The sequence below is a fragment of the Streptomyces sp. NPDC050264 genome, from assembly GCF_040655895.1.
Classification (GTDB): Bacteria; Actinomycetota; Actinomycetes; order Streptomycetales; family Streptomycetaceae; genus Streptomyces.
Window position 1 is genome coordinate 1 of the sequence record NZ_JBFAKV010000018.1, and the last position, 21,396, is coordinate 21,396.

At 71.7% G+C, this 21,396-nt stretch carries 30 protein-coding genes; 8 read left to right on the forward strand and 22 right to left on the reverse strand.

Features of this window, described 5'->3' with window-relative positions; all coding sequences use genetic code 11:
* Positions 1-120: 120 nt before the first annotated feature.
* The 5 genes from AB0J02_RS28130 to AB0J02_RS28150 form a co-directional block, all read right to left on the reverse strand.
* Positions 121-339: a DUF6479 family protein gene (locus tag AB0J02_RS28130; RefSeq protein WP_363196575.1), complete on the reverse strand. Its 219-nt coding sequence runs from the start codon at positions 337-339 to the stop codon at positions 121-123.
* A 125-nt stretch (positions 340-464) separates the two neighbouring features.
* Positions 465-782, reverse strand: coding sequence for a hypothetical protein (locus AB0J02_RS28135; protein WP_363196576.1), 318 nt, complete (start codon positions 780-782; stop codon positions 465-467).
* A 31-nt stretch (positions 783-813) separates the two neighbouring features.
* Positions 814-1,368, reverse strand: coding sequence for a DoxX family protein (locus tag AB0J02_RS28140; protein WP_363196577.1), 555 nt, complete (start codon positions 1,366-1,368; stop codon positions 814-816).
* A 58-nt stretch (positions 1,369-1,426) separates the two neighbouring features.
* Positions 1,427-1,813, reverse strand: a complete 387-nt coding sequence (locus tag AB0J02_RS28145; RefSeq protein WP_363196578.1) for an ATP-binding protein — start codon at positions 1,811-1,813, stop codon at positions 1,427-1,429.
* 81 nt (positions 1,814-1,894) lie between these two features.
* A complete protein-coding gene (locus AB0J02_RS28150; protein ID WP_363196579.1) occupies positions 1,895-2,059 on the reverse strand; it encodes a hypothetical protein in 165 nt (54 codons plus the stop codon).
* Positions 2,060-2,371: 312 nt separating this feature from the next.
* Here AB0J02_RS28150 and AB0J02_RS28155 point away from each other — a divergent pair, with 312 nt between their 5' ends.
* From AB0J02_RS28155 to AB0J02_RS28170, 4 genes are all read left to right on the forward strand, one after another.
* Complete coding sequence (locus AB0J02_RS28155; protein WP_363196580.1) at positions 2,372-2,665, forward strand: hypothetical protein; 294 nt, start codon at positions 2,372-2,374, stop codon at positions 2,663-2,665.
* A 152-nt stretch (positions 2,666-2,817) separates the two neighbouring features.
* The gene (locus AB0J02_RS28160) at positions 2,818-3,642 is read left to right on the forward strand and encodes an aldo/keto reductase (RefSeq protein WP_363196581.1); all 825 of its coding nucleotides are present in this window, start codon (positions 2,818-2,820) and stop codon (positions 3,640-3,642) included.
* 41 nt (positions 3,643-3,683) lie between these two features.
* Positions 3,684-4,703, forward strand: a complete 1,020-nt coding sequence (locus AB0J02_RS28165) for an aldo/keto reductase (protein ID WP_363196582.1) — start codon at positions 3,684-3,686, stop codon at positions 4,701-4,703.
* Positions 4,700-5,113: an SRPBCC family protein gene (locus AB0J02_RS28170; RefSeq protein WP_363196583.1), complete on the forward strand. Its 414-nt coding sequence runs from the start codon at positions 4,700-4,702 to the stop codon at positions 5,111-5,113. Before AB0J02_RS28165 ends, AB0J02_RS28170 begins: the two co-directional genes overlap by 4 nt.
* A 74-nt stretch (positions 5,114-5,187) precedes the next feature.
* Here AB0J02_RS28170 and AB0J02_RS28175 read toward each other — a convergent pair whose 3' ends face one another.
* Positions 5,188-5,943, reverse strand: coding sequence for an SDR family oxidoreductase (locus AB0J02_RS28175; RefSeq protein ID WP_363196584.1), 756 nt, complete (start codon positions 5,941-5,943; stop codon positions 5,188-5,190).
* Positions 5,944-6,008: 65 nt separating this feature from the next.
* Positions 6,009-7,028 carry an aldo/keto reductase gene (locus AB0J02_RS28180; protein ID WP_363196752.1) on the reverse strand — a complete coding sequence of 340 codons (1,020 nt, stop codon included), beginning with the start codon at positions 7,026-7,028 and terminating at the stop codon, positions 6,009-6,011.
* 169 nt (positions 7,029-7,197) lie between these two features.
* Between AB0J02_RS28180 and AB0J02_RS28185 the strand changes: the two genes are divergently transcribed.
* Positions 7,198-7,797 (forward strand): TetR/AcrR family transcriptional regulator, encoded by a 600-nt coding sequence (locus AB0J02_RS28185; RefSeq protein WP_363196585.1) that lies wholly within the window; start codon positions 7,198-7,200, stop codon positions 7,795-7,797.
* On the opposite strand, the gene AB0J02_RS28190 is transcribed toward AB0J02_RS28185, so the two are convergent.
* A complete protein-coding gene (locus AB0J02_RS28190) occupies positions 7,784-8,440 on the reverse strand; it encodes a maleylpyruvate isomerase N-terminal domain-containing protein (protein ID WP_363196586.1) in 657 nt (218 codons plus the stop codon). The two genes, AB0J02_RS28185 and AB0J02_RS28190, sit on opposite strands and share 14 nt — an antisense overlap.
* A gap of 273 nt (positions 8,441-8,713) precedes the next feature.
* On the opposite strand from AB0J02_RS28190, the gene AB0J02_RS28195 reads away from it, so the two are divergent.
* Positions 8,714-10,078, forward strand: coding sequence for an FAD-dependent oxidoreductase (locus AB0J02_RS28195; RefSeq protein WP_363196587.1), 1,365 nt, complete (start codon positions 8,714-8,716; stop codon positions 10,076-10,078).
* A gap of 89 nt (positions 10,079-10,167) precedes the next feature.
* Here the strand turns inward: AB0J02_RS28195 and AB0J02_RS28200 are convergent, their stop codons facing one another.
* The 11 genes from AB0J02_RS28200 to AB0J02_RS28250 form a co-directional block, all read right to left on the reverse strand.
* Complete coding sequence (locus AB0J02_RS28200) at positions 10,168-10,578, reverse strand: hypothetical protein (RefSeq protein WP_363196588.1); 411 nt, start codon at positions 10,576-10,578, stop codon at positions 10,168-10,170.
* A gap of 100 nt (positions 10,579-10,678) precedes the next feature.
* On the reverse strand, positions 10,679-11,200 hold the full coding sequence (gene msrA / locus AB0J02_RS28205) for a peptide-methionine (S)-S-oxide reductase MsrA (RefSeq protein ID WP_363196589.1): 522 nt from the start codon (positions 11,198-11,200) through the stop codon (positions 10,679-10,681).
* Positions 11,201-11,276: 76 nt separating this feature from the next.
* Positions 11,277-11,924 carry a bifunctional 4-hydroxy-2-oxoglutarate aldolase/2-dehydro-3-deoxy-phosphogluconate aldolase gene (locus AB0J02_RS28210; protein WP_363196590.1) on the reverse strand — a complete coding sequence of 216 codons (648 nt, stop codon included), beginning with the start codon at positions 11,922-11,924 and terminating at the stop codon, positions 11,277-11,279.
* Complete coding sequence (locus AB0J02_RS28215; protein WP_363196591.1) at positions 11,921-12,184, reverse strand: HPr family phosphocarrier protein; 264 nt, start codon at positions 12,182-12,184, stop codon at positions 11,921-11,923. The genes AB0J02_RS28210 and AB0J02_RS28215 overlap by 4 nt, the downstream gene beginning before the upstream one ends.
* A complete protein-coding gene (locus AB0J02_RS28220; protein WP_363196592.1) occupies positions 12,181-13,281 on the reverse strand; it encodes a DgaE family pyridoxal phosphate-dependent ammonia lyase in 1,101 nt (366 codons plus the stop codon). Before AB0J02_RS28220 ends, AB0J02_RS28215 begins: the two co-directional genes overlap by 4 nt.
* Before the next feature lie 29 nt (positions 13,282-13,310).
* The gene (locus AB0J02_RS28225; protein WP_363196593.1) at positions 13,311-14,057 is read right to left on the reverse strand and encodes a DUF4310 family protein; all 747 of its coding nucleotides are present in this window, start codon (positions 14,055-14,057) and stop codon (positions 13,311-13,313) included.
* A gap of 13 nt (positions 14,058-14,070) precedes the next feature.
* Complete coding sequence (locus AB0J02_RS28230) at positions 14,071-14,859, reverse strand: DUF4311 domain-containing protein (RefSeq protein WP_363196594.1); 789 nt, start codon at positions 14,857-14,859, stop codon at positions 14,071-14,073.
* 4 nt (positions 14,860-14,863) lie between these two features.
* Positions 14,864-15,199: a DUF4312 family protein gene (locus AB0J02_RS28235; protein ID WP_363196595.1), complete on the reverse strand. Its 336-nt coding sequence runs from the start codon at positions 15,197-15,199 to the stop codon at positions 14,864-14,866.
* Positions 15,196-15,564 (reverse strand): SFCGS family glycine-rich protein, encoded by a 369-nt coding sequence (locus AB0J02_RS28240; protein ID WP_363196596.1) that lies wholly within the window; start codon positions 15,562-15,564, stop codon positions 15,196-15,198. The genes AB0J02_RS28235 and AB0J02_RS28240 overlap by 4 nt, the downstream gene beginning before the upstream one ends.
* 23 nt (positions 15,565-15,587) lie before the next feature.
* Complete coding sequence (locus tag AB0J02_RS28245) at positions 15,588-15,983, reverse strand: hypothetical protein (protein WP_363196597.1); 396 nt, start codon at positions 15,981-15,983, stop codon at positions 15,588-15,590.
* A gap of 47 nt (positions 15,984-16,030) precedes the next feature.
* Positions 16,031-17,161: an amidohydrolase/deacetylase family metallohydrolase gene (locus tag AB0J02_RS28250; RefSeq protein WP_363196598.1), complete on the reverse strand. Its 1,131-nt coding sequence runs from the start codon at positions 17,159-17,161 to the stop codon at positions 16,031-16,033.
* A gap of 207 nt (positions 17,162-17,368) precedes the next feature.
* On the opposite strand from AB0J02_RS28250, the gene AB0J02_RS28255 reads away from it, so the two are divergent.
* A complete protein-coding gene (locus AB0J02_RS28255) occupies positions 17,369-18,115 on the forward strand; it encodes an IclR family transcriptional regulator (protein ID WP_363196599.1) in 747 nt (248 codons plus the stop codon).
* Between the two features lie 78 nt (positions 18,116-18,193).
* On the opposite strand, the gene AB0J02_RS28260 is transcribed toward AB0J02_RS28255, so the two are convergent.
* Entirely contained in the window at positions 18,194-18,421 is a 228-nt protein-coding gene (locus AB0J02_RS28260; protein WP_363196600.1) for a hypothetical protein, read from the reverse strand.
* A 112-nt stretch (positions 18,422-18,533) separates the two neighbouring features.
* Positions 18,534-18,737 carry a hypothetical protein gene (locus AB0J02_RS28265; protein WP_363196601.1) on the reverse strand — a complete coding sequence of 68 codons (204 nt, stop codon included), beginning with the start codon at positions 18,735-18,737 and terminating at the stop codon, positions 18,534-18,536.
* Positions 18,738-18,839: 102 nt separating this feature from the next.
* Here AB0J02_RS28265 and AB0J02_RS28270 point away from each other — a divergent pair, with 102 nt between their 5' ends.
* Positions 18,840-19,316: a peroxiredoxin gene (locus AB0J02_RS28270; RefSeq protein WP_363196602.1), complete on the forward strand. Its 477-nt coding sequence runs from the start codon at positions 18,840-18,842 to the stop codon at positions 19,314-19,316.
* Positions 19,317-19,328: 12 nt separating this feature from the next.
* Here AB0J02_RS28270 and AB0J02_RS28275 read toward each other — a convergent pair whose 3' ends face one another.
* Positions 19,329-21,395 (reverse strand): iron ABC transporter permease, encoded by a 2,067-nt coding sequence (locus AB0J02_RS28275; RefSeq protein ID WP_363196603.1) that lies wholly within the window; start codon positions 21,393-21,395, stop codon positions 19,329-19,331.
* Position 21,396: the final 1 nt, after the last annotated feature.

A 21,396-nucleotide genomic window follows, 5' to 3' on the forward strand; every position in this document is an offset into this window, starting at 1 on the left:
GGCCCAACAACCACCGCGGCGAAGACCAGACCCCCGCGGAGGCGCCCGCCGCCCGACGGCCGCAGGTCTGAGACGCCGGCGCGGCCCCCCCCCCCGGCCGGGGGCGGGCGCCGCGGTGTGTCAGCGTGCGTCAGGGCCGTGACCGGTCCCGTGTTCGTCGTGCGGGTCCTCCCAGGAGTCGGCGCGGGGCTGTGGTGCCTGGGGCGGCTCGGGGCGACGCGCGAGGCGGCGCCGGCTGCTCCAGAGCAGGGCGAGCAGCGCGAGCACGATGAGGACACCGACGATGACGAACCACCACTGCGAACCGCCGCCGGCAGCCAGGACGTATGAAGGACTCATACGCTGCGTGTACCTCAAACCGGCACCGCGCACCGCCCCACGCCCGCACATCACCCGATCGGCGACCGTTCCGTGTGCGGAGCCGCGCCGGGGCGGCTCCGCGACGGGGCGGCACCGCGACGGTGTCAGGCGGGATTGTCGATACCGGTGACGGCCGGCGGCCCCAGCGGAGCCTCGTCCTCGGTGAATCCCGCGGCGCGCAGCGCGTCCGCGGCGGTGCGCTCGGCCTTGTGCTGGGCCTCTTCGCCCGCGCCCGCGGTCACTTCCAGGCGCATGCTGAAGGTGTTGTCGTCGTTGACGGTGAGCAGGTCGAGGTCCTCCTCGCGGCCCAGCTCCGTCTGGTTCGGGTCCGCCGGGCGCAGGCGTCGGGCGATGTCGGCCCGCGCGCGTTCGTCCGCCTCGCGCAGGAACGTGCCCGGGATGGTGATGACAAATGTGGTCACGAGAGAAACCTTCCTTTCTCGGCGGCCCGCCTCAGAGGTGCTCGGCGACGGCCTGTCGTGCGTTCGACGGAAGCGCGCGAAGGGTGTCGGACGCTCCTCGCAGTGTGTGTGCGGCCTCCCGCTGCGCGCGCCCCGCGTTCTTGCGGCCACTCGCCGCGGCGCCTCGGGCGCGATGGGCCACCGACGGCTTTCCGTGCGTGTCGGCCGCGGCGATGAGCAGGCCGCCGAACAGGGAGAGGTTCTTCATGAACTGCGTCCGCTGCCGCGCACGCTGCTCAGGGTCCTTCTCCTTCCACCAGGCGTGACCGGCGATCGTCGTCGGCACGAGAGAGCCGGCGAGGGCCAAGGAGGCGACGCGCGGCCACTTCCCGGCCGCCAGCATCACCCCGGCCCCGATCTGCACGGCCGCGTTGATCCTGACCAGTTGCTCGGGGTCCTCGGGGAGTCGCGGTACGCGGGCCGCCACGGGCACCGCCACCGGCTCCGCGGCGGGCGCGACGCGCGCCGGATCGCGCAGCGTGGACAGCCCGCCGGTGACGAAGACCGAAGCGAGCATCGGACGTGCGGCTTTCCTCAGTACGGTCATGCCCGCACGCCTTCCCCCGGTTCACGCGGTCACTCCGCGTCGTGGCCGCTCCATCGGGTCAGAGCGGCAGCACCGCGGTGATGGTCTTCCCGCCGCGGTGCGGGTGGACGTCGACCCGGTCCGCGAGCCGGCGCACCAGCGGCCAGCCGAAGCCGCCGGGGCGCGTCACGTCGTCGGGTCCGCGACGCGGCGTCTCATGGCTGTGGTCACGCACCGACACCTCCACGGTCCCGGGGCCGGTGCGGAGCCGGAAGCCGGCCAGGCCCCCCGCGTGCCGTACGGCGTTGGTGACGAGTTCGGAGACGACCAGCAGGACGTCCTGTGCGGCGACGCTGTCGTCGGGCGCGGCGTCCCGCAGGAATCTGCGGGCCAGGTCCCTCGCGTGGGCCGCGGTGTCCGAGCCGCTGCCCCGCAGCGCCTCGCCGCTCTCCTCACATGCGTGCACGATCCCCAACCTCCGGTGCGCGTTTCCTTCGTCCTGCACGAGTGCCCCGCGATCCGGGGGCACTCGCGTGTTCCGTCGGCCTCAGGCCGCCGTGGTGTGGTGCTCGGAGGCGGGCGTTCGGTGACGTCCCGTGCGTCCTCCTCCGGGAACGAGGCGCAGGTGCCAGACGCGTCGGCCGGTGTCCGGCCGCGCCTCCTCGTTCAGCAGGTCCTCGATGCGGTCCATGGCGATCATCAGGAGCCCCATGGCCGGCAAGAGCAAAAGAGCGACAACTAGCATCGGCAGCGTCCTCCTCGCGGCGTCCCTACTCGACTGCCCCTGAGCGTCACGTCCACCGTCCCGACGATGTGAAGAATCCGCAACGCCCTCTTCACCACATTTCATCCGCTTCGATCCGCCCGCGGCGGCCGTCGGCGTCAGGACTGCCCCGGCTCCCCTCCAGGAGCGTTGGGCCACTCGGGTGAGGCGAGGCGTCACCGCGCCGGTCGAGGGCAGGGGCCGAAGGCAAGAAACCCGCGTGGAACCGCGGTCCCGTCGCTGCACGGAAGGGCACACCTCATGACCGTTGAGAGCCATTCCCGTCCCCCGGCCGTACTGGAGGCCGTGGCGCTGCTGCGCGGCTCGCTGCAGGACGGCTACGACCCGGCGTCCGAGGCGACGCTGGCCGGCGCCGTCGCGCGGCTGCAGGCACGGCTGGAGGACGACGTGACGGCGTACTGGGCGCTGCTGTGGGCGATGACGCGCGCCGCCGAACTGGGGGTCGGCACCGCCGCGAAGGCGTACGACCTGGACCCCGACACCGTCCTCGACCAGCTGACTCTGGGGCTGCACCGCGTGGATCGCATGACGTGAGAGGGGCCCGGCGAGGCGCTGTCGCCGGATGAGGCATACGCCACTATCCCGCGTTTGCAATTAACCCGCGTGTGCAATTATTGTTGTCGCTTGTAAGGCCCTCCTCGCACTGTCGCGGCACGGGACGAACGACAAAGACAAGGGACGACCACATGCCCAGCATCCCCACCGTCACCCTCAACAACGGCGTCACCATGCCGCAGCTCGGCTTCGGTGTCTTCCAGGTCCCCGACGAGGAGACCACCGCCGCCGTGGCCACCGCCCTCGACGCCGGCTACCGCAGCATCGACACCGCCGCGATCTACGGCAACGAGCGCGGCGTGGGCCGGGCGCTCGCCGACTCCGGCATCGCGCGCGACGAGCTGTTCATCACCACCAAGCTCTGGAACGCCGACCAGGGCCACGACGCCACGCTCGCCGCCTTCGAGGCCTCCCTGGACAAGCTGGGCCTCGACCACGTCGACCTGTACCTCATCCACTGGCCGACCCCGGCCCGCGACCTCTACCTCGACACCTGGCGCGCGCTGGAGAAGCTGCTCGCCGACGGACGCACCCGCGCCATCGGCGTCTCCAACTTCCAGCCCGCCCACCTCGAGCGCCTGCTCGGCAGCGCCTCGGTCGTCCCGGCCGTCAACCAGATCGAACTCCACCCGGGCCTGCAGCAGCGGGAGTTGCGCGACTTCCACGCCCGTCACGGCATCGCCACCGAGGCCTGGAGCCCGCTCGCCCAGGGCGCCGTCCTGAAGGACGACGCCGTCACCGCGATCGCCGCGCGGCACGGCAAGAGCCCGGCCCAGGTGGTCCTGCGCTGGCACCTCCAGATCGGCAACGTGGTGATCCCCAAGTCGGTCACCGAGGCCCGGATCCGCGAGAACCTCGACGTCTTCGACTTCGAGCTCGACCCGCAGGAGATCGACGCCCTCGCCGCCTCGGACCGGGGCCTGCGCACGGGCCCGGACCCCGACACCCTCAACTGACCCCCCGAACACCCCCACGCAGTACAGATTGAGGCACCACCATGAGCATCCGCTCCCTGCTGCCCGGCCGCATCGGCTTCGGCACCGCACCGCTCGGCAACATGTTCCGCGCCATCCCCGACGAAGAGGCGGCCGCGACCGTCCAGGCCGCCTGGGACCAGGGCATCCGCTACTTCGACACCGCGCCCCTGTACGGCGCCGGCCTCGCGGAGATCCGCCTCGGCGACGTCCTCTCCCAGCAGCCGCGCGACGAGTACGTACTGTCCACGAAGGTCGGCCGGGTCATCCTCGACGAGGTCGAGAACCCCGCGAGCCGTGAACTCGGCGAGAAGGGCGCCCTGTTCGAGCACGGCCGCCCCAACAAGATCGTCAACGACTACAGCGCCGACGCCACGCTGCGCTCCGTCGAGGACAGCCTCAAGCGCCTCAAGACGGACCGCCTCGACATCGTCTGGGTGCACGACGTGGCCCAGGACTTCTACGGCGACGAGTGGGTGAACGTGTACGAGAGCGCCCGCACCGGCGCGTTCCGTGCCCTGACACGGCTGCGCGAGGAGGGCGTCATCAAGGCCTGGGGCCTCGGCGTCAACAAGGTCGAGCCGCTGGAGATGACCCTGGACCTGGACGAGCCGCGCCCCGACGCGTTCCTGCTCGCCGGCCGCTACACCCTGCTCGACCACGAGCGCGCCCTGCAGCGCCTGCTGCCCGCGGCCGCCGAGAACGACGTCGACATCGTCGTGGGCGGCCCCTACAGCTCCGGCATCCTCGCGGGCGGCAGCCACTTCGAGTACGCCGAGGCGCCCGCCCACATCGTCGAGAAGGTCGGCCTCATCAAGGCCCTCGCCGAGGAGCACGGCATCGGCATCAAGTCCGCCGCGCTCCAGTTCGTACTCGCCCACCCGGCCGTCGCCGCGGTCATCCCCGGCGCGACGCGGCCCGCCCGCATCGCCGAGGACCTCGGCGCTCTCGCCCAGGACGTCCCGTACGCCTTCTGGAAGTCCCTGCGCGACCGGAACGTCATCGCGCACCAGGCGCCGGTGCCCGTGAAGGACGCGTCGTGACCGCGGCATCCGTCACCCTCGACGTACCGCGCGACGCCGACCACGTGTGGCAACTCATCGGCGGTTTCGGCTCGTTGCCCGACTGGCTGCCGTACATCACGGAGAGCCTGCCGGGCGAGGGCGGCCGCGTGCGGACGCTGACGAACGCCGAGGGCGGCGTCATCGTCGAACGCCTCGAAGCCTTCGACGAGGCGGACCGCACCTACAGCTACTCGATCGAGCGGGCCCCGTTCCCCGTCCGGCAGTACCGGTCGACCCTGCGGGTCGTCGACCGCGGCGCGGACGGATCCCGGGTGGAGTGGTCGGGCACGTTCACCCCTGACGGCGTCACCGATGCCGAGGCGATCACGCTGTTCGAGACCATCTACCGCGACGGACTGGCCGCGCTGGCAAGGACGTTGTCCGGCTGACCGGCCCCGCACCACAGGGACCGGAGGCGAAAGAGGGGCCAGGAGATCCTGGCCCCTCTTCCCTGTCCCCCGGCTCAGCCGAGTGTGTGACCGCCGTTGACCCTGACCCGCTCGCCCGTGACGAAGGCCGCCTCCGGTGAGACGAGGTAGGCCACGGCGGCGGCGACATCGTCCGGGTCTCCCGTGCGGCGCAGGGGGACCTCGGCGGCGTAGGCGGCCAGTGCCTCGGGCGCGGCGCCGGCGTGCCGCTCGACCGGGATCCAGCCCGGGGCCACCGTATTGACGGTGATCCCCTCCGGACCGAGCGCGCGGGCCCAGCACTCGGTCAGGCTGTGCTGAGCGGCCTTGGCCGCCGTGTAGGCCGACATCTCGGGGAGCACGCGTTCAGTGACGTCCGAGCCGATCTGGACGATCCGGCCACCGCCTCGCTCCCGCATCGACGGCAGCACCGCCTGCATCAGCAGAGTGGGGCTCTTGACGAAGAAGGCCAGTTGGGCGAGGTGGTCCTGCCACGTCACCGCGGCCGGATCCTGCGTGGGCTGCGGGCCGGTGGCGTTGACGACGAGCGTGGCGACGGGGCCGAGGCGGGCGGTGACGTCCGCGACGAGTCCCGTGACCGCGGTCTCGTCCGTCACGTCGGCGGCGAACTCCCGCGCGGCCCCGCCCGCCGCGCGAATCTCCTTCACCACGGCGCGTGCCGCTTCGGCTCCCGACCGGTACACGACGGCGACGGAATGTCCGTCGGCCGCGAGACGCCGGGCGATCACGGCCCCGAGCCCGCGGGAGGCGCCGGTGACCACGGCTGCACCAGGGGTGTCCACGTGTCTCATACCGGAACCGTATGCGCGGGCTCCGTCGCCGGACCAGAGCCCCGAACACACCCGCACAGGTGCGGTCAGCGGCGCCGCAGCGACGCGTCGAGCAGAGCGGGCGGCGTGTCCGACTTCTCCTCCGGGGCGAGGTCGATGCCGGGAGCGACGATCTCGTCGATCGCGTCGAGTACGTCGGCCGAGAGCACGGTGTCCGCGGCGGCGAGCTGCGTGTGCAGGTGCTCCATCGTGCGCGGACCGACGAGCGCGCTGGTCACGGCGGGGTGCGCGGTCACAAATCCGAGCGCGAGCTGGATCATCGTCAGACCCGCCTCGTCGGCGACCCCGGCGAGCCGCTCGACGGCGTCGAGCCTGGCCCGGTTGGCCGGGACGGTGAGATCGAAGCGCTGCGGCATGAACGTCGAACGGTTGGTGGTGACGTCGCGGCCCGCGCGGACCGCCCCCGACAGCCAGCCCGATGCCAGCGGGCTCCACACCAGAACCCCGAGTCCGTACTCCTCGGTCACCGGCAGGACGTGGGACTCGATCCCACGCTGCAGGACCGAGTAGCTGGGCTGTTCGGTGACATAGCGGCTCAGGTGGTGGTCGCGGGCCGCCCACTGCGCCTGCACGATGCGGTACGCGGGGTAGGTCGAGGAGCCGAAGTACCGGATCTTGCCCGCCCGTTGCAGATCGGTGAGCGCCGACAGTGTCTCCTCGTCGCCGGTGGCCGGGTCCCAGCGGTGGATCTGGAAAAGATCGACATGGTCGACGCCGAGTCGGCGCAGGCTGTTGTCCAGCTCGGTGACGAGCCAGCGGCGCGAGCCGCCCCGGTGGTTGCGCCCGTCGTCCATCGGCAGGCCCGCCTTGGTGGCCAGCACGATGTCGTCGCGGCGGCCGGCGATCGCCTTGCCGACCATCTCCTCCGACTCGCCGCCGCTGTACACGTCGGCGGTGTCGATGAGGTTGATCCCGCTGTCGAGGGCGGCATCGACGAGGGCGGTGACCTCGTCCTGAGCGGTGCGTCCGATCGTGCCGAAGTTCATCGCGCCGAGCGCGAGAGAGCTGACCTGCACGCCGGTGCGGCCCAAGGTGCGGTACTGCATGAGGCATTCCTCCATGGCGAACCGGGGCACGACTTGGTCCTCGGGCCCCTGCTCTGACATCATCCGGTAAACGGAACCTTGCTCCGCTAACAATACGGAGCCGTGTTCCGTTTAGCAAGGACGATGATTTCGCAGTGGACGATCTCGCAGTGGCGGAGAGGACGGCGCGGTGCAGGACAGCGACGAAAGGTCAGAACGGACGGCCCGGCCCAAGCGGGCGGACGCGCGGCGCAACGAGGAGACCCTGCTCGACGCCGCCGCGGCGGCCTTCGTGGCCTCGGGGGTGGAGGTTCCCGTGCGCGCCATCGCCGCCAGGGCCGGCGTCGGGATGGGCACGATCTACCGGCATTTCCCGACCCGGGCGGACCTCATCATCGCCGTGTACCGGCATCAGATCGAGGCCCTGGCCGAGGCCGGCCCCTCCCTCCTGGCGAGCTGCCCCAGCCCCCACGCCGCACTGGCCCGCTGGGTCGACCTCTTCGTCGACTTCCTGGTGACCAAGCACGGGCTCGCCGCCGTGCTGCAGTCCGACGACACCGGCTTCGACGCGCTGCACGCCCACTTCCTCGACCGGCTCCTGCCCGTCTGCACCGAGCTGCTCGAAGCCGCGGCGGCCGCAGGCGAGATCCGCCCGGGCATGGACACGTACCAGCTGATGCGCGGCGTCGGGAACCTCTGCATCGGCGCGGACAGTGACGAGCGCTACGACGCGCGCCGCCTGGTCGAACTCCTCATCACGGGGCTGCGGCTCAACCTCAGCCGAGAATGAGCGGGAGCCGCGCCGCGTATGCGCCGAGCGCGGCCGCCTGCGCCTCCGTCGGCGCGCGGCGCCCCGTGCCGATCAGCAGGGCCTGCGCGTCGGAGAACGAGGCCGGGAACGCGGCGCCGCCGATCTCCTCCAGCGAGGCGCGGGCCGCCGCGAGGGTCTCGGCGGGCGGCTGCGGGGCGGACGGCAGGTGCGCGACGAGGTCGAGGTGGTGCAGGGCCCATTCGAGGACGTACGCCGACAGGTAGTCGCCGACGGTCAGCACCTTTTCCTGGGTACTGACACAGGCGGCGGGATCGGCGAGTTCGGCGGCACGGCCCGCGGCGGAACCGACATCGTCGAGGTGGAACTTCAGCCACCGCGGCTCGCCGTACGCCGCGGCCAGCCGAGGAATCAGCGCGTCGAGCGGGTCGTCACCGGTCGGGGGTTCGGCGGCGAGCTCCCAGTAGCCGGCCGCGTCCACGGTCGGGGCGGTGCCGGCGGGCGTGACCAGGGTGATCAGAACGTCCTGGGCGTCGATGACCAGGTGGCACACCAGGTCCCGTACAAGCCAGCCGGCACAGCCGGACGGCTGCTCGAACTCCGCATCGGAAAGACCGGCGACCGCCGTACGCAGAGCCGCCCATGAGCGCGAGAAGAGATGCACCTCGGCACGGTAGGCCCGGGGCGACGGCCCGGACAAGCACATTCGGCGCCGCCGAGTCCCGGCCGCTTCCCGGGTGCGACCGCGGACCTGCAACGCACGGGTGAACAGCCATCTGCGGACCAGGGCGAGCCGCTCCGAACCAGGCCAAGCCTCCCTATGGCACCCCATAACTCGGCCTTATGAGCCCATAGACCGGACCCGCCTGCAAACTAAGGCTTGCCTTACTTTAAGATTGTTCGGAGTACTCCGCTTTCCTTCGAAGGGAACCTGAACATGCCTCGCCCTCTGCGGGTCGCCATTGTCGGAGCGGGCCCCGCCGGCATCTACGCCGCCGACGCTCTGCTGAAGTCCGCAGTGGCCGCCGAACCCGGCGTGTCCATCGACCTGTTCGAGCGCATGCCCGCCCCCTTCGGCCTGATCCGCTACGGCGTGGCACCCGACCACCCGCGCATCAAGGGCATCGTCACCGCCCTGCACCAGGTTCTCGACAAGCCGCAGATCCGCCTCTTCGGCAACGTCGACTACCCCCGGGACATCGACCTCGACGATCTGCACAGCTTCTACGACGCCGTGGTCTTCTCGACCGGAGCCACCGCCGACCGCGCCCTGGACATCCCGGGTCTGGAACTCGACGGTTCGTACGGCGCGGCGGACTTCGTCTCCTGGTACGACGGGCACCCCGATGTCCCGCGGACCTGGCCGCTCGACGCGGAGAAGGTCGCCGTCCTCGGTGTCGGCAACGTCGCGCTCGACGTCGCCCGCATCCTGGCCAAGACCGCCGAGGAACTGCTGCCGACCGAGATCCCGCCGAACGTGCACGAGGGCCTGGCGGCAAACAGGGCCCGGGAGATCCACGTGTTCGGCCGGCGCGGGCCGGCGCAGGCGAAGTTCAGCCCCATGGAGCTGCGGGAGCTGGACCACTCCCCCACCATCGAGGTCATCGTGAACCCCGAGGACATCGACTACGACGACGGCTCGATCGCGACGCGCCGCGCCAACAAGCAGGCCGACATGGTCGCCAAGACCCTGGAGAACTGGGCGATCCGCGACATCGGCACGCGCCCGCACAAGCTGTTCCTGCACTTCTTCGAGTCGCCCACCGAGATCCTCGGCGAGGACGGCAAGGTCGTCGGCCTGCGCACGGAGCGCACGGAACTCGACGGCACCGGCAACGTCAAGGGGACCGGCGCCTTCACCGACTGGGACGTCGCCTCGGTGTACCGCGCCGTCGGCTACCTCTCGGACGAATTGCCCAAGCTCCCCTGGGACGTCGCCTCCGGCACCGTTCCCGACGAGGGCGGCCGCGTGATCCAGGAGACCGGCGAGCACCTGCGGTCCACGTACGTCACCGGGTGGATCCGGCGCGGTCCGATCGGCCTGATCGGCCACACCAAGGGCGACGCCAACGAGACCGTCGCCAACCTGCTGGACGACCACGCCCACGGCCGCCTGCACACCCCCACCGCCCCCGCCCCCGAGGCCGTCGACGCCTTCCTGGGCGAGCGCGGCGTCCGGTACACGACGTGGGACGGCTGGTACAAGCTCGACTCCGCCGAGAAGGCCCTCGGTGAACCGCACGGCCGCGAGCGCGTCAAGATCGTCGAGCGCGACGGGATGCTCGACGCGAGTGGTGCCTGAGCCGGCGGCGGTCGTGCGACCGCGCTGAAGAACCGGAAAACCCCCTGCCGAGGCAGGGGGTTTTCCGGTTCGAGGACGACGAACCGGCCTCAGGCCGGTTCGTCGAACGGCGTCACGCGACGGTACGCGGCCCGCGCGTGCAGCACCCGGCCCGTGATCGTCCCGATGATCGCCGCGGCGAAGAGGCATGCCATCCAGCCGGGGTCCCGGTGTCCGGCCCAGGAGAGTTCGCCGGTCGGCTCGGTGCCGAGCACGTTCAGGCAGGTCCAGCACAGGAGCGCGGTGCCGGGGGCCGCGGTGAAGCGGCCCCGCATGCCCAGGAGCCCGGCCAGCAGGGACAGCACCATCAGCGCGAAGCCCGTACGGTCGAGGAAGCCGAGCAGTCCCAGGAGACCCACGAGCGCGAACGCCCCCAGGTACGCCACGGTCCAGATGAGCGGTGTCGCCCAGGGTTCCGGAACCTGCCGGACACCCCGGCCGATCCGTCTCCACTCCACCATTGCCGGCTCCCTCCCGCGCACACCGTCCGACCGGGGCACACCGGCCGGCCCCCTCCGGCGGCTGCCCCGCAGAACGCTACCGCCCGGCGGGGCGGCGGGGTCAGCCGGCCGCCGAGTCCGCTCGCTTCGGCAGCTTCCAGTTCGGCCGCGGGAAGTGACAGGTGTAGCCGTTCGGGTAGCGCTCCAGGTAGTCCTGGTGCTCGGGTTCGGCCTGCCAGAAGTCGCCGAGCGGCTCCACCTCGGTGACCACCTTGCCGGGCCACAGCCCGCTGGCCTCGACGTCGGCGATGGTGTCCAGGGCCACGGCGCGCTGCGCCTCGTCGGCGTAGTAGATGGCCGACCGGTAGCTGCGGCCGATGTCGTTGCCCTGGCGGTCCCTGGTCGTCGGGTCGTGGATCTGGAAGAAGAACTCCAGCAGGTCCCGGTAACCGGTGGCCGACGGGTCGTAGACGATCTCGATGGCCTCGGCGTGGTCGCCGTGGTTGCGGTACGTGGCGTTCGGGGTGTCGCCGCCGCTGTAGCCGACGCGTGTGGACACCACTCCCGCCTGCTTGCGGATCAGGTCCTCCATGCCCCAGAAGCAGCCTCCGGCCAGCACTGCCTTCTCGGTTCCCACGGTCATGCGAAACTCCCTGCCCACGTTGGTACGTCCGTTCCATTGTGCTATCGGACGGCGCAGGGTGTAACGCTCGGCGGCGTCAGCCGATTCCCTCGATCCCCGCCATGAGCCGGGCCACGTTCGCCCGTACGTCGCCCTTGCTCAGGTCGCTGCCGATGCTGACGGTGAAGGCGCCGGCCGTCAGCCACTGCGCCGCGTTGTCGACCGTGACACCGCCGGTCGCCGCGACACGGGCGCCGGGCAGGACGGAGAGCACCGACTTCAGGTAGGCGATGCCCCCGACGTGGGCGGGGAACAGCTTGGCCACGCCGCGGTCGGCCGCCGTGCGCAGTTCGCTCGGGGTGAGACCGCCCTCGACCAGGAGGCGTCCCGCGGCGTCCGCGACGGGCCGCACCTCGGGGACATGGAAGGGGCTGACGAGGAACTGTGCCCCGGCCGCCAGGGCCCGTTCGGCGATCTCGGGCGAGGTGACGGTGCCGAGTCCGAGCGTCACCTGGGGCGCGTCGCGCGACCAGGTCTCGACGAGTTCCTCCCAGCCGGGGGTGGTGGCGGTGAACTCGAAGGCGGTGATGCCGCAGTCGACGAGGGTACGGGCGACGCGGTCGGCGGTCTCTGCGTCGGCCTCGCGCACGGTCGGGGTGACGCGGGCCAGGCGCAGCCGTTCGATGACGTCGGCGACGGCGGGGCTCATCGGGGCCTCCGGGAGGGTGGGGGCGGTGTCGGTCATGCGGGGGCCGCGATCCGGGCGAGCTCGTCCAGGGTGGACTCGGCGTCGGCGCCGCTGGCGCGCAGCACGATGGCGTCGCCGCAGCGGATGTTGAGGGTCATCAGCGACAGCACGCTGCGCGCGGGTACCTCGCGGCCGTCCTCGCGGGCGACGGTGACCTCGGCCGCGCTGCGGGCGGCGGTCTGGGCGAACGCGGCGGCCGGGCGGGCGTGCAGCCCGGCCTCCTCGGTGACGACCAGGCGGCGTTCGACGACGGTCATCGGCCTTCTCCCTCGAGCAGTGCGGTCAGCTGTCCCACGAGGCGCTCTTCCTCGTCGGGGCGCAGGGGACGCGGGTCTATGTACAGGCGGCCGGTGAGGGACTGGTGGTCCCGCAAGTGGATGCCGTGGGCGGCGAGTTCGGCCGCGAGGCCGGTCGCGTCGCGGCCGGCCTTCCCGGGGTCCACCGTGAGTTCGGTGCGGTGGATGTCGCGTCCGGCCTCGTCGGCGACGACCCGGGTCGTGATGCCGGGCAGCGCGGCGAGGCGTGCCGCGAGCTTCTCCATCCGCGCGCGGTGTCCGCCGGGGGTGGCGGTCCCGTACTCGCGCAGCGCCTGGACGAGGCCGAAGAGGGTTTCCTTGCCGACCTTCATCGGGCGGGCGATGCCGGCGTACTGGGCGCGGCACGCGGCCATCCGCTCGGCGCTGCCGCAGATCATTCCCGAGGTGGGGCCGCCCACTGCCTTGCCGCCGCTGTAGATGACGAGGTCGGCGCCGGTGGCGGGCCAGTGACGCAGGTCCTCCTCGGCGGCGGCGTCGACGATGACCGGGATGCCGTGGCGGCGGCCGACCTCGACGGTCTGCGCGAGGGTGACCATGCCCTTCTGCACGGCGTGGTGCGACTGGACGTAGAGGAGCGCCGCCGTGCGCGGGCCGATCGCTCCCGACAGGTGCTCGGCGGTGACCTTGTTCGCGGAGCCGACCTCGACGGGGCGGCCGCCGCCGAGGGCGATCATCTGCCGGATCGGCGCGCCGAAGTGGACGGAGTGACCGCGCGGCAGGAGCACCTCGCACGGTGCGTCGCCGGGGTCGGGCAGTGCCTCGACGCGGGACAGGTCGGTGCCCGCGATGACGGCGGCGACCGCGATGGCGACGCCGGACGCGGCGCCGGTGGTGGGGCAGCCGTCCTCGGTGCCGGTGGCGCGGGCGATCTCGCGGCCGACGGCGATGATCAGGTCGTCCATGACGACGTGCTGGCGGGCCGCGTCGCCCATGGCGGCGATGACGCCGTCGCCGAGGACACTGCCGCCGAGGGCCGTCATCTTTCCGCTGGCGTTGACGGCGGGCGGGACGCCGAGGGTCTGGTGGAGAGTCTGCACGCTGTGTCCTTGAACGGGGGTGGGGGCGCTCACTTGCCGGAGATGGGGAAGAAGAATCCGGCGAGCATCGCGCCGATGATGGCGCCGCCGGTCAGCGGCTTCTTCCACTTGTAGAAGAGGGCCGCGCCGATGGTGGAGCCGAGGCCCACGGGCAGCGACGCGGTAGCGGCGGAGATGATGACGAGCGGGCCCAGATAGCGCCCGGCGGAGTTGCCCGCGCCCATCATCACGTCGGCGCCGAAGGTCGAGGTGCCGCCCGTGGAGTTCACCGTGGCGCGGCGGATGACGAGGATGGCGACGCCGATCAGCGCGCCGAGCACGGCGCCCACGGGAATCGCGAGCCAGAAGTGCTGGAGCGGGGCGGTGAATCCGGCGGCCAGCAGCATGGCGGGGATGCCGATACCGACGCCGGTCTGCAGGGAGCCGCCGATGTCGAGGATGCCGACCATCGGGCCTTCGATGACCCGGGCGAAGAGGAATCCCGCGCCGAACGCGGCGGCGGCTCCGTAACTGCCGCCTTCCATACCGGCCTTGAGCATGGAGACGACGGCGACTTCGTTGAACACGCCTGTGTGGTAGACGTAGTAGAGGTGCGTGCCGGTGAAGATTCCCGCCGCGAGGCAGGCCACGAAGACGGGGAAGGCCCACTCGGAGAGCCAGAAGCTGCCCTCGCCCGGCACCCTGGTGAGGAAGCCGCCCTTGGCAGGCTGTGCACCGGAGTTCTGCGGGGGTATGCCGCCCGCGTCGGCGGTAGCGGTCGTTGATGGGTCGGTCATGTCGCTGCCTGCCTCACTGGGGCTTGGTGCCGGTCGCGTCGTGGAACTGCATGAGCCAGTGCGGGATGTCGACCTTCATCTGCTCGAGCAGGGTGAGATCGGCGCCGCGCAGGAAGGTACTGGCCGCGAACAGCACGATCACGGCGCCGGCCAGCGACTTGGTGACCTTGGTCCAGCCGAGGTCGTCGACGCCCTTGCCGATGACGATGCCGAGCACGATGCCGGGGACGGCGTTGCCCATCACGAGGTGGCCGAGACCGCCGAGGACCGTGCCCCAGGCTCCGGTGCGGCGGCCCGCGTCGACGGCGGCCATCCAGAAGATGATCGGCATGACGGGGTTGATCAGCCACTCCGACGCCGGTCCGAGCACCTTGGCCGCGACGTCCTGCAGCGAGTGCGGGATGGAGGCGGCGGTGGTGTTGAGCAGCGTGATCAGGACCATGCCGACGACGGTGCCGGTCAGGGCCATGCGGCGGGGGTTGTGCAGCGTCTCCGCGAGGTTGCGGTTCTTGGTCATCGCGACCGACGCGGTCCAGTGCGGCACGATGCGGTGGTCCACGTCGCCGGTCAGGGCGCCGGTGCCGACCGCGCTCGACCATGCGTTGAAGAGGAAGCCGAGGCCGAAGGAGAAGTGGGCGACGGGGTCGTTCTGGCAGGCGTTGAGTTCGCCGAGGGTGCGGAAGGCGCCCATGCCCTGGACCTTCGGCGCGTGGAACATCCGGGCCACGCCCGCGCTCGCGCCGAAGCCGATCAGGCCGCCGATGACCAGGGATTCCAGGAGGACGGTGAGAGTGTCGTTCATCGGGTCACCTCATGTGCAGTGCGTGCTGGAGCGGCGAGAGCCGTTCCTCGCGCAGTGCGAAGTCGAGGGCGTCCAGGTCGAGTGAGGCCACCTGCACCTCGATGCGCAGCGTGATCTCGAAGCGCTGGCGGGTGCGGGGGAAGAACAGGCCGAGGAACCGTTCGGTCCAGCGGTGTTCCACCGCGGAGACGACCTCCAGGTCGAGGGGTTCCACGCGGAAGGAGACACCGTCGGTGCGCTTGCCGACGGCGGACTGCACCTGGCCGATGGCCGTGGCGAACGCCTTCTCCCTGGTAGGTCCCGAGCCGCTGAGCCGCAGGGTGTGCCGGGACTGCTTCACGAGGCCTCCTTGCCGAGCTTCTTGAGCAGCGCCTGGGTGACCTTGAAGCCGAGCTCCTCGCTGTCGAGGAAGCCGAAGCCGAGGACGGTACGGCCCTGTTCGACGGCGGTCACGCCGGCCTGTGCGGAGCGCATGCCGAACTCGATGTCGTGGCCGTACTTGGCCTTGGCGGTGACGGCTCCCGCGCCGCCGCTGCCGCAGAAGGAGATGCCGAGGTCCGCGCTTTCGGCGGCCATCACGTCGCCCACCTTCATGTCGGCGCCGGGGCCGGGGATGAGGACGGGCTCGCCGCCCGCGGCGCGAATGCCGTCGGCGACCGCCTGGCCCTTGCCGAGCCGGTGTCCGATCACGATCTTGACTGTCATGGCGGTGCTCCCTGAGGGGTCGGTCATGCCTGCGCGGTGGACTGGTGCTGGAGCTGTGCCGCCGCCTCGAAGTGCAGGGCGAGCAGCAGGACTTCGGTGTCCCGGGCGGGGAAGTCGCGCGGGGTGCAGTAGGTGTCGATGAGGGACCGGACGGCGGCCATCCGGCCGGGGGCCACCTCGGCGGCGAGCTGGTCGTCGAGTGCGTCGAGGTGCTCGGCGGCGCGGACCCTGCGGACGAAGGCGAGCGCGTGCACGGCGAGGGCGAGGGAACGCGTCTCGTCGAAGGCGATGCCGCACGTCTCGGCGTAGACCTGGGCGAGCGGGAGGAACGCTGTCAGATCCGACCTGTCCTCGTCGGTGACAGGACGGGCGGTGTCCTCGACGGTCGTCGCCAGCCGCTCGATCAGGGGGGTGGTCATGCACGGGCCTTTCGGTGGTTCGGTTCGGTGGGGCGAACGACGGTGGGTTACGGAGCCTGGAGGGTCCGCGGGTCGCCGGCGCGCACGACGGCGACTGCCCTGAGCCGGCTGGTGCCGGTGCGGGTGGCTCCGTCGGCGTCGGTCAGCGCCGTGTTCTCCTCGGTGTGCCGCAGCAGCGTCAGATCGGCCGCTGACCCGGGCCGCAGTGTTCCCAACTCCTCTTCCACACCCAGGACCTGGGCGGCGTGCAGGGTCGAGCAGCGGATCACCTGCTGCGGGGTGAGACCCAGCACGAGCAGCTTGGTGAGGGTCATGACGAGGGAGTGCACGGGCCCCTCGACGTTGCGGTTGTGCAGATCGGTGCTGATGGTGTGCGGAGTGAAACCGGCGGCGAGGGCCCGCTCTGCGGTGGCGAAGCTGAGGCTGGCGCTGCCGTGGCCGACGTCGAGGCGGACACCGCGCGCCACGGCGGCGCGGGCCTGCTTCTCGCTGCCGAACAGGCCGCCGGGTTTGCCGTGGAAGGCGTGTGTGACGACATCGCCCTCCCCCAGCAGGTCGAGCACGTCGCCGAGGTGCGGGGGTTCGTTGCCGACGTGGACCATGACCGGCACGCCCACCCGGCCGGCGACGCGCTTCGCGGCCTTCAGGGGTGCGAGGCCGCTGTCGCCGAGGACCGAGGCGCTCATACGTATTTTGATGCCGCGGGCCCGTTCGGGGTGTGCGCGCAGCACCTTCGCGGTGGCCGCCTCGTCGATGTCGTCCGGGCCGCGCGAGAGTTCCTGGCGTCCGTGCACGAGTCCGTGCCGGGAGATGTTGAGCCAGCTCAGCACGCGGGTGGCGGCCGGCCCGACAACGTTTTCCGTGAAGTCGTCCCAGTCGTCACTGCCACAACTGCCCGCGTCCACGACCGTGGTGACACCCTGGTCGACTCCGATCGCGTCCACGGGGACGCCGAGGTCGGTGCCCGGCGCGTAGACGTGGGTGTGCAGATCGATGAGGCCCGGCGCGACGAGCAGTCCGGTGGCGTCCAGGCGCTCCGCACCGGCGAACGAGCCCGGGGCGCCGACCGCCGCGATCCGGCCGTCGACGACGGCGAGATCTCCCGGTACGGGCTCCGGCCGCAGGGGATCGGCCAACAGCCCTCCCGTGACCACGAGATCGAATCGTTGCGGGCTCACGGAGGAAGATCCGTGTACAGCCATGGACGGCCGCCTTTCACGAGCGTGAGAGTGGTGCATGTGAGGCGGCCGGTGTGACGACCGGCCGGATTCGCACCATGAGGAGAACCTGAGAAGCTGAGAATCCCGAGCGCGTTCCGTAGAGTAGAATGGCGTTCCGCTGTACGGATCGATTGGCAACATAGCCCGCTTCTCCTCGGAGGGTCAATGGAACCGAGCAAGCCCGCGAATTCCGTCGTCAAGGCGCTACGGGTGCTGCACGCGGTGGCCCGCGCCGACGGCCCGCACCGGCTGGGCGACATCGCGGAACGCTCCGGCGTCTCCAAGGCCTCCACCCACCGGGTTCTGGCCACGTTGGTCGAGGAGGGCTATGCCGCGCCCGACGGCGAGGGCCGTTACGGGTGCGGTGTCCAACTGCGTTCACTGGCCGCGCAGGTGCTCGCGGACGACGCGGTCGGCATCGACGCGGTACTGCGCGCGCTGCAGCAGCGGCTCGGGCAGGCCGTCCACCTGGCCGTGCTCAGCGGCGACCACGCGACGTACACACACAAGGTCGACCCGGGCCACGCCTACCGCATCGCCACGGATGTCGGCACGCCGCTCCCCCTGCACGCCACCGCTTCGGGCAAGGCGCTGCTGGCCCACCTCGCGCCCGAAGAGGTGGCCGACATCCTGAGCCGCACGGGGCTGCCGTCGCGCACGCCGCGCACCCACACCGACCGCGCCGCCCTCACCGACGAGCTGGCCAGGATCCGCGAGGCGGGGTACGCCACGGACTACGAGGAGGCGGACGAGTCCATCTGCTCCCTCGCCGCACCGGTGCTCGACGCGGACGGCACCGCGGTCGGCGCCGTCTCGGTCTCATCCCTCACCTTCCTCGTCACGGAAGGGCAGTTGGCCGCGTTCGCGCCGGCGGTCAAGCAGGCGGCGCAGGACGTCTCCCGCAGGTTGTGACACACGTGAAAACGGGATGCGGCCCCTCCCGAGAGGGGCCGCATCCCGTTTTGGGCGCTCCGTCCGCGGAGTCCACGCTCAGAGGATGTGGATGCGCTCCAGTTCGCCGTCCGCTCCGCGGATCATCAGCTCGTGCCCCTTGGCCCGCTCGCGCTCCACGAAGCCGAGCAGCAGCAGCGCGCGGTTGATGACGTCCGCCTTGCTCACGTTCCCGCTCTCGGCCAGCTCGTTGACCGCGAAGACGGCCGGGGGCGCCAGCGTGACGGAAAGGCGTTCACTGGGCGGGTGTTCCGGATGTCCTGCCATGGGTGCGGGCCTCCTGCTCTGCGTACCTGTCCCACCGAGTGAACCACAAGAGCATCACTTGCGCACCACATATGCACCGCCCGGGCGTTGATGGCGGTGCCACGGAAAGGGGTCACCCGTCGTCCGCCGCACCTGGCAGGCGGGTGTCGCCGTCGGACCAGTGACTGATCCACCCACAAGCACCGCACGCGTAACGGCCGTTGACCCCGGCGACGACCGTGCCGCACCCTCCGCACTGCTTCTGCGTGACCCGCTGCCCGGCCAGGAACTCCGCCGCGGCCGCCGCTGTCTGCACGTTCTGATCATGCGTGTTCATGGCCCGCGCCTACCCACTGGAGCGCCACGTCAACAACCGCTACCGCCGAGTAGGATCCCGCGTGTCCTGTCCTGCCCGGTACCAGCGTCCTCGGGAGCCCCTGTGTCCGCGTCCCCCCGCATCCAAGTCGGTTCTGTCGTAGAGGACTTCACCCTGCCCGACGAGACGGGCACCCCCACGTCCCTGTCCGCCCTGCTGGGCGAGGGCCCGGTGGTGATGTTCTTCTACCCGGCCGCGATGACGCCCGGCTGCACCGCGGAGGCCTGCCACTTCCGCGACCTGGCCGCCGAGTTCGAGGCGGTCGGCGCCCGGCCCGTCGGGATCAGCTCGGACGCCGTGGAACGGCAGCGGGAGTTCGCCGGGCGGCACACGCTCGGTTTCCCGCTGCTGTCCGATCCCGAGGGTGTGGTGCGCGGGCAGTTCGGCGTGGCCCGGGGTTTCGGACCGCTGCCGACCAAGCGGGCCACCTTCGTCATCGGCACCGACCGTCGTGTCCTGGAGATCGTGCGCAGCGAGTTCCGGATGAGCGCGCACGCGGACCGGGCACTGGCGGCGCTGCGCACGGCCGGCGCCCGGTAGCGGACGTACGTCTCACCGGCGGCTGCGGACCAGCAGATACACGAAGTACGGCGTGCCGATGACCGCCGTCATCAGGCCGGCGCCGAGCTGGGCCGGAGCGATGACGGTCCGGCCCAGCAGGTCGGAAGCGCACACGAGCGTCGCACCGAGCAGCATCGCGACGGGGACGACCCGCACGTGCCGGCGCCCCACCAGGGCGCGGGCCGCGTGCGGCGCGACGAGTCCGACGAAGCCGATCGTGCCGGCGGCGGCCACGGCCGTGGCGCTGAGCAGGACGCTCAGCACGAGGAAGCCGAGCCGGCCGCGCGCGAGGTCCAGGCCGAGCAGGCGGGGGGTGTCCTCGTCGAGGGAGACCAGATCGAGTTCCCGGCGCCGGGCGACCGCCACGACGGTGGCGATCACGAGCACGACGGCGACGGGCAGCACATCGGGGAAGGTGCGCCCGTACGTCGAACCCGACAGCCAGGTCAGGGCCTTGGTGGCGCTGAACCGGTCGGTCAGCACGATCAGCAGGCTGATCAGGGCCGCCGTGCCGGTGGCGACGCCCATGCCGATCAGGACGAGCCTGCTCTGCTGGAAACCGCCCTTCGCCGCGAGCCCGAACACGAGCGCGGAGCTGACGGCGGCGCCCACGAGCGCCACGCCCGCGATGGCCCACGACCCGGCGCCGGGCACGGTGGTGACGAGCAGCACGGCGCCGAACGCCGCTCCGCCGGAGACGCCGAGGACGCCGGGCTCCGCCAGCGGGTTGCGGGTCACGGACTGCACGAGCGTGCCGGACAGGGCGAGCGCGGCGCCCGCGCACAGGGCGGCGAGGACGCGGGGCACCCGGGTGTCGAGGACGAAGCCGACGGCCTGGCCGGCCCGCCCGCTCGCCCAGTTGACGACGTCGCCGAGGAGCAGTGTGCTGTCGCCCACGAGAACGGCGGCGATGGTCGCGCCGACCAGGACGACCGCCAGGACGATCACGGTGACGGTGAACACGGCCCGGCTCGGGATGCGCAGCCTGTCCTGCGCCGCGGCGGCGTCGCCGTCACGCATCCGCACCGCCATGACGACGAGGAAGACGGCACCGACGACGCTCGTGACGACGCCGGTGGGCACGGTCACCGCCGTCTCGGCGGAGGTCACCGTGCGCAGCAGGACATCGGCGCCGAGCACGAGGGCCGCGCCGACGAGCCCCGCGACCGGGATCCGGACGCGGTGGCGTACGAGCGGGCGGACGCGGCGCGCGAGCGGCCGGACGAGGGCGGGGGCGCACAGTCCGACGAAGCCGATGGGGCCGGCGAGCGTCACCGCCGCCGCGGACAGCAGCGAGGCGAGCACGACCGTGGTGATCCGTGTGCCGCGGACGGGCACGCCCAGACCGCTGGCGGCCTCGTCGCCGAGGGCGAGCGCGTCGACCCGGCGGGACAGGAACACGAGCCCGGCCAGGGCGGCCAGGACGACGGGGCCCATCCGGACGATCCCGTCGAAACCGTTCTGGCTGATGCTGCCCTGCGCCCACTGGTAGAGCCCGTCGGTGGACTCCGGGAACAGGAGAAGCAGCGCCTCGGTGATGGCGTTGAGGCCGAGGGTGAGGGCGCTGCCGGCGAGGACGAGGCGGACGGTTCCGGCGCCGCGTCCGGCGAGGGTGAGGACGATCGCGGCCGCGGCGAGGGCGCCGACGAACGCCACCGACGAGGACGCGAGCAGCGGCAGGCTGACGCCGCTGACGGTGAGGACGCCGAGCGCGAGGTAGGAACCGGCGTTGACGGCGAGGGTGTCGGGCGCGGCGAGCACGTTGCGGCTGATGGCCTGCAGGACGGCGCCGGCCGCGCCGAGCGCGACGCCGACGAGGATGCCGGCGGCCATGCGGGGCAGCCGGGAGGCGACGACCACGGAGGCGTCGCCCTGTTCGGCCCGGCCGGTGAGGGCCTTCCACACCTGGCTCGCGCCGACGGAGGCGGTGCCCTGCGTGATGTCGACGACGCCGAGGGCGACGACGAGGAGGACGAGCCCGACCGTCACCGCGACCGCGCCCGAGGGGGACGAGGCCGTGCGCTCGGGCGTGGCGGCGGGGGTTGCGGTGACGGTCATG

Bases quoted from the DNA above. Each gene is read 5' to 3' on its own strand.
- AB0J02_RS28130 (WP_363196575.1), bottom strand. From the start codon at position 339: ATGAGTCCTTCATACGTCCTGGCTGCCGGCGGCGGTTCGCAGTGGTGG.
- AB0J02_RS28140 (WP_363196577.1), bottom strand. From the start codon at position 1,368: ATGACCGTACTGAGGAAAGCCGCACGTCCGATGCTCGCTTCGGTCTTC.
- AB0J02_RS28150 (WP_363196579.1), bottom strand. From the start codon at position 2,059: ATGGGGCTCCTGATGATCGCCATGGACCGCATCGAGGACCTGCTGAAC.
- AB0J02_RS28155 (WP_363196580.1), top strand. From the start codon at position 2,372: ATGACCGTTGAGAGCCATTCCCGTCCCCCGGCCGTACTGGAGGCCGTG.
- AB0J02_RS28160 (WP_363196581.1), top strand. From the start codon at position 2,818: ATGCCCAGCATCCCCACCGTCACCCTCAACAACGGCGTCACCATGCCG.
- AB0J02_RS28165 (WP_363196582.1), top strand. From the start codon at position 3,684: ATGAGCATCCGCTCCCTGCTGCCCGGCCGCATCGGCTTCGGCACCGCA.
- AB0J02_RS28175 (WP_363196584.1), bottom strand. From the start codon at position 5,943: ATGAGACACGTGGACACCCCTGGTGCAGCCGTGGTCACCGGCGCCTCC.
- AB0J02_RS28180 (WP_363196752.1), bottom strand. From the start codon at position 7,028: ATGCAGTACCGCACCTTGGGCCGCACCGGCGTGCAGGTCAGCTCTCTC.
- AB0J02_RS28195 (WP_363196587.1), top strand. From the start codon at position 8,714: ATGCCTCGCCCTCTGCGGGTCGCCATTGTCGGAGCGGGCCCCGCCGGC.
- AB0J02_RS28200 (WP_363196588.1), bottom strand. From the start codon at position 10,578: ATGGTGGAGTGGAGACGGATCGGCCGGGGTGTCCGGCAGGTTCCGGAA.
- msrA (WP_363196589.1), bottom strand. From the start codon at position 11,200: ATGACCGTGGGAACCGAGAAGGCAGTGCTGGCCGGAGGCTGCTTCTGG.
- AB0J02_RS28210 (WP_363196590.1), bottom strand. From the start codon at position 11,924: ATGACCGACACCGCCCCCACCCTCCCGGAGGCCCCGATGAGCCCCGCC.
- AB0J02_RS28215 (WP_363196591.1), bottom strand. From the start codon at position 12,184: ATGACCGTCGTCGAACGCCGCCTGGTCGTCACCGAGGAGGCCGGGCTG.
- AB0J02_RS28225 (WP_363196593.1), bottom strand. From the start codon at position 14,057: ATGACCGACCCATCAACGACCGCTACCGCCGACGCGGGCGGCATACCC.
- AB0J02_RS28230 (WP_363196594.1), bottom strand. From the start codon at position 14,859: ATGAACGACACTCTCACCGTCCTCCTGGAATCCCTGGTCATCGGCGGC.
- AB0J02_RS28240 (WP_363196596.1), bottom strand. From the start codon at position 15,564: ATGACAGTCAAGATCGTGATCGGACACCGGCTCGGCAAGGGCCAGGCG.
- AB0J02_RS28245 (WP_363196597.1), bottom strand. From the start codon at position 15,983: ATGACCACCCCCCTGATCGAGCGGCTGGCGACGACCGTCGAGGACACC.
- AB0J02_RS28255 (WP_363196599.1), top strand. From the start codon at position 17,369: ATGGAACCGAGCAAGCCCGCGAATTCCGTCGTCAAGGCGCTACGGGTG.
- AB0J02_RS28260 (WP_363196600.1), bottom strand. From the start codon at position 18,421: ATGGCAGGACATCCGGAACACCCGCCCAGTGAACGCCTTTCCGTCACG.
- AB0J02_RS28265 (WP_363196601.1), bottom strand. From the start codon at position 18,737: ATGAACACGCATGATCAGAACGTGCAGACAGCGGCGGCCGCGGCGGAG.
- AB0J02_RS28275 (WP_363196603.1), bottom strand. From the start codon at position 21,395: ATGACCGTCACCGCAACCCCCGCCGCCACGCCCGAGCGCACGGCCTCG.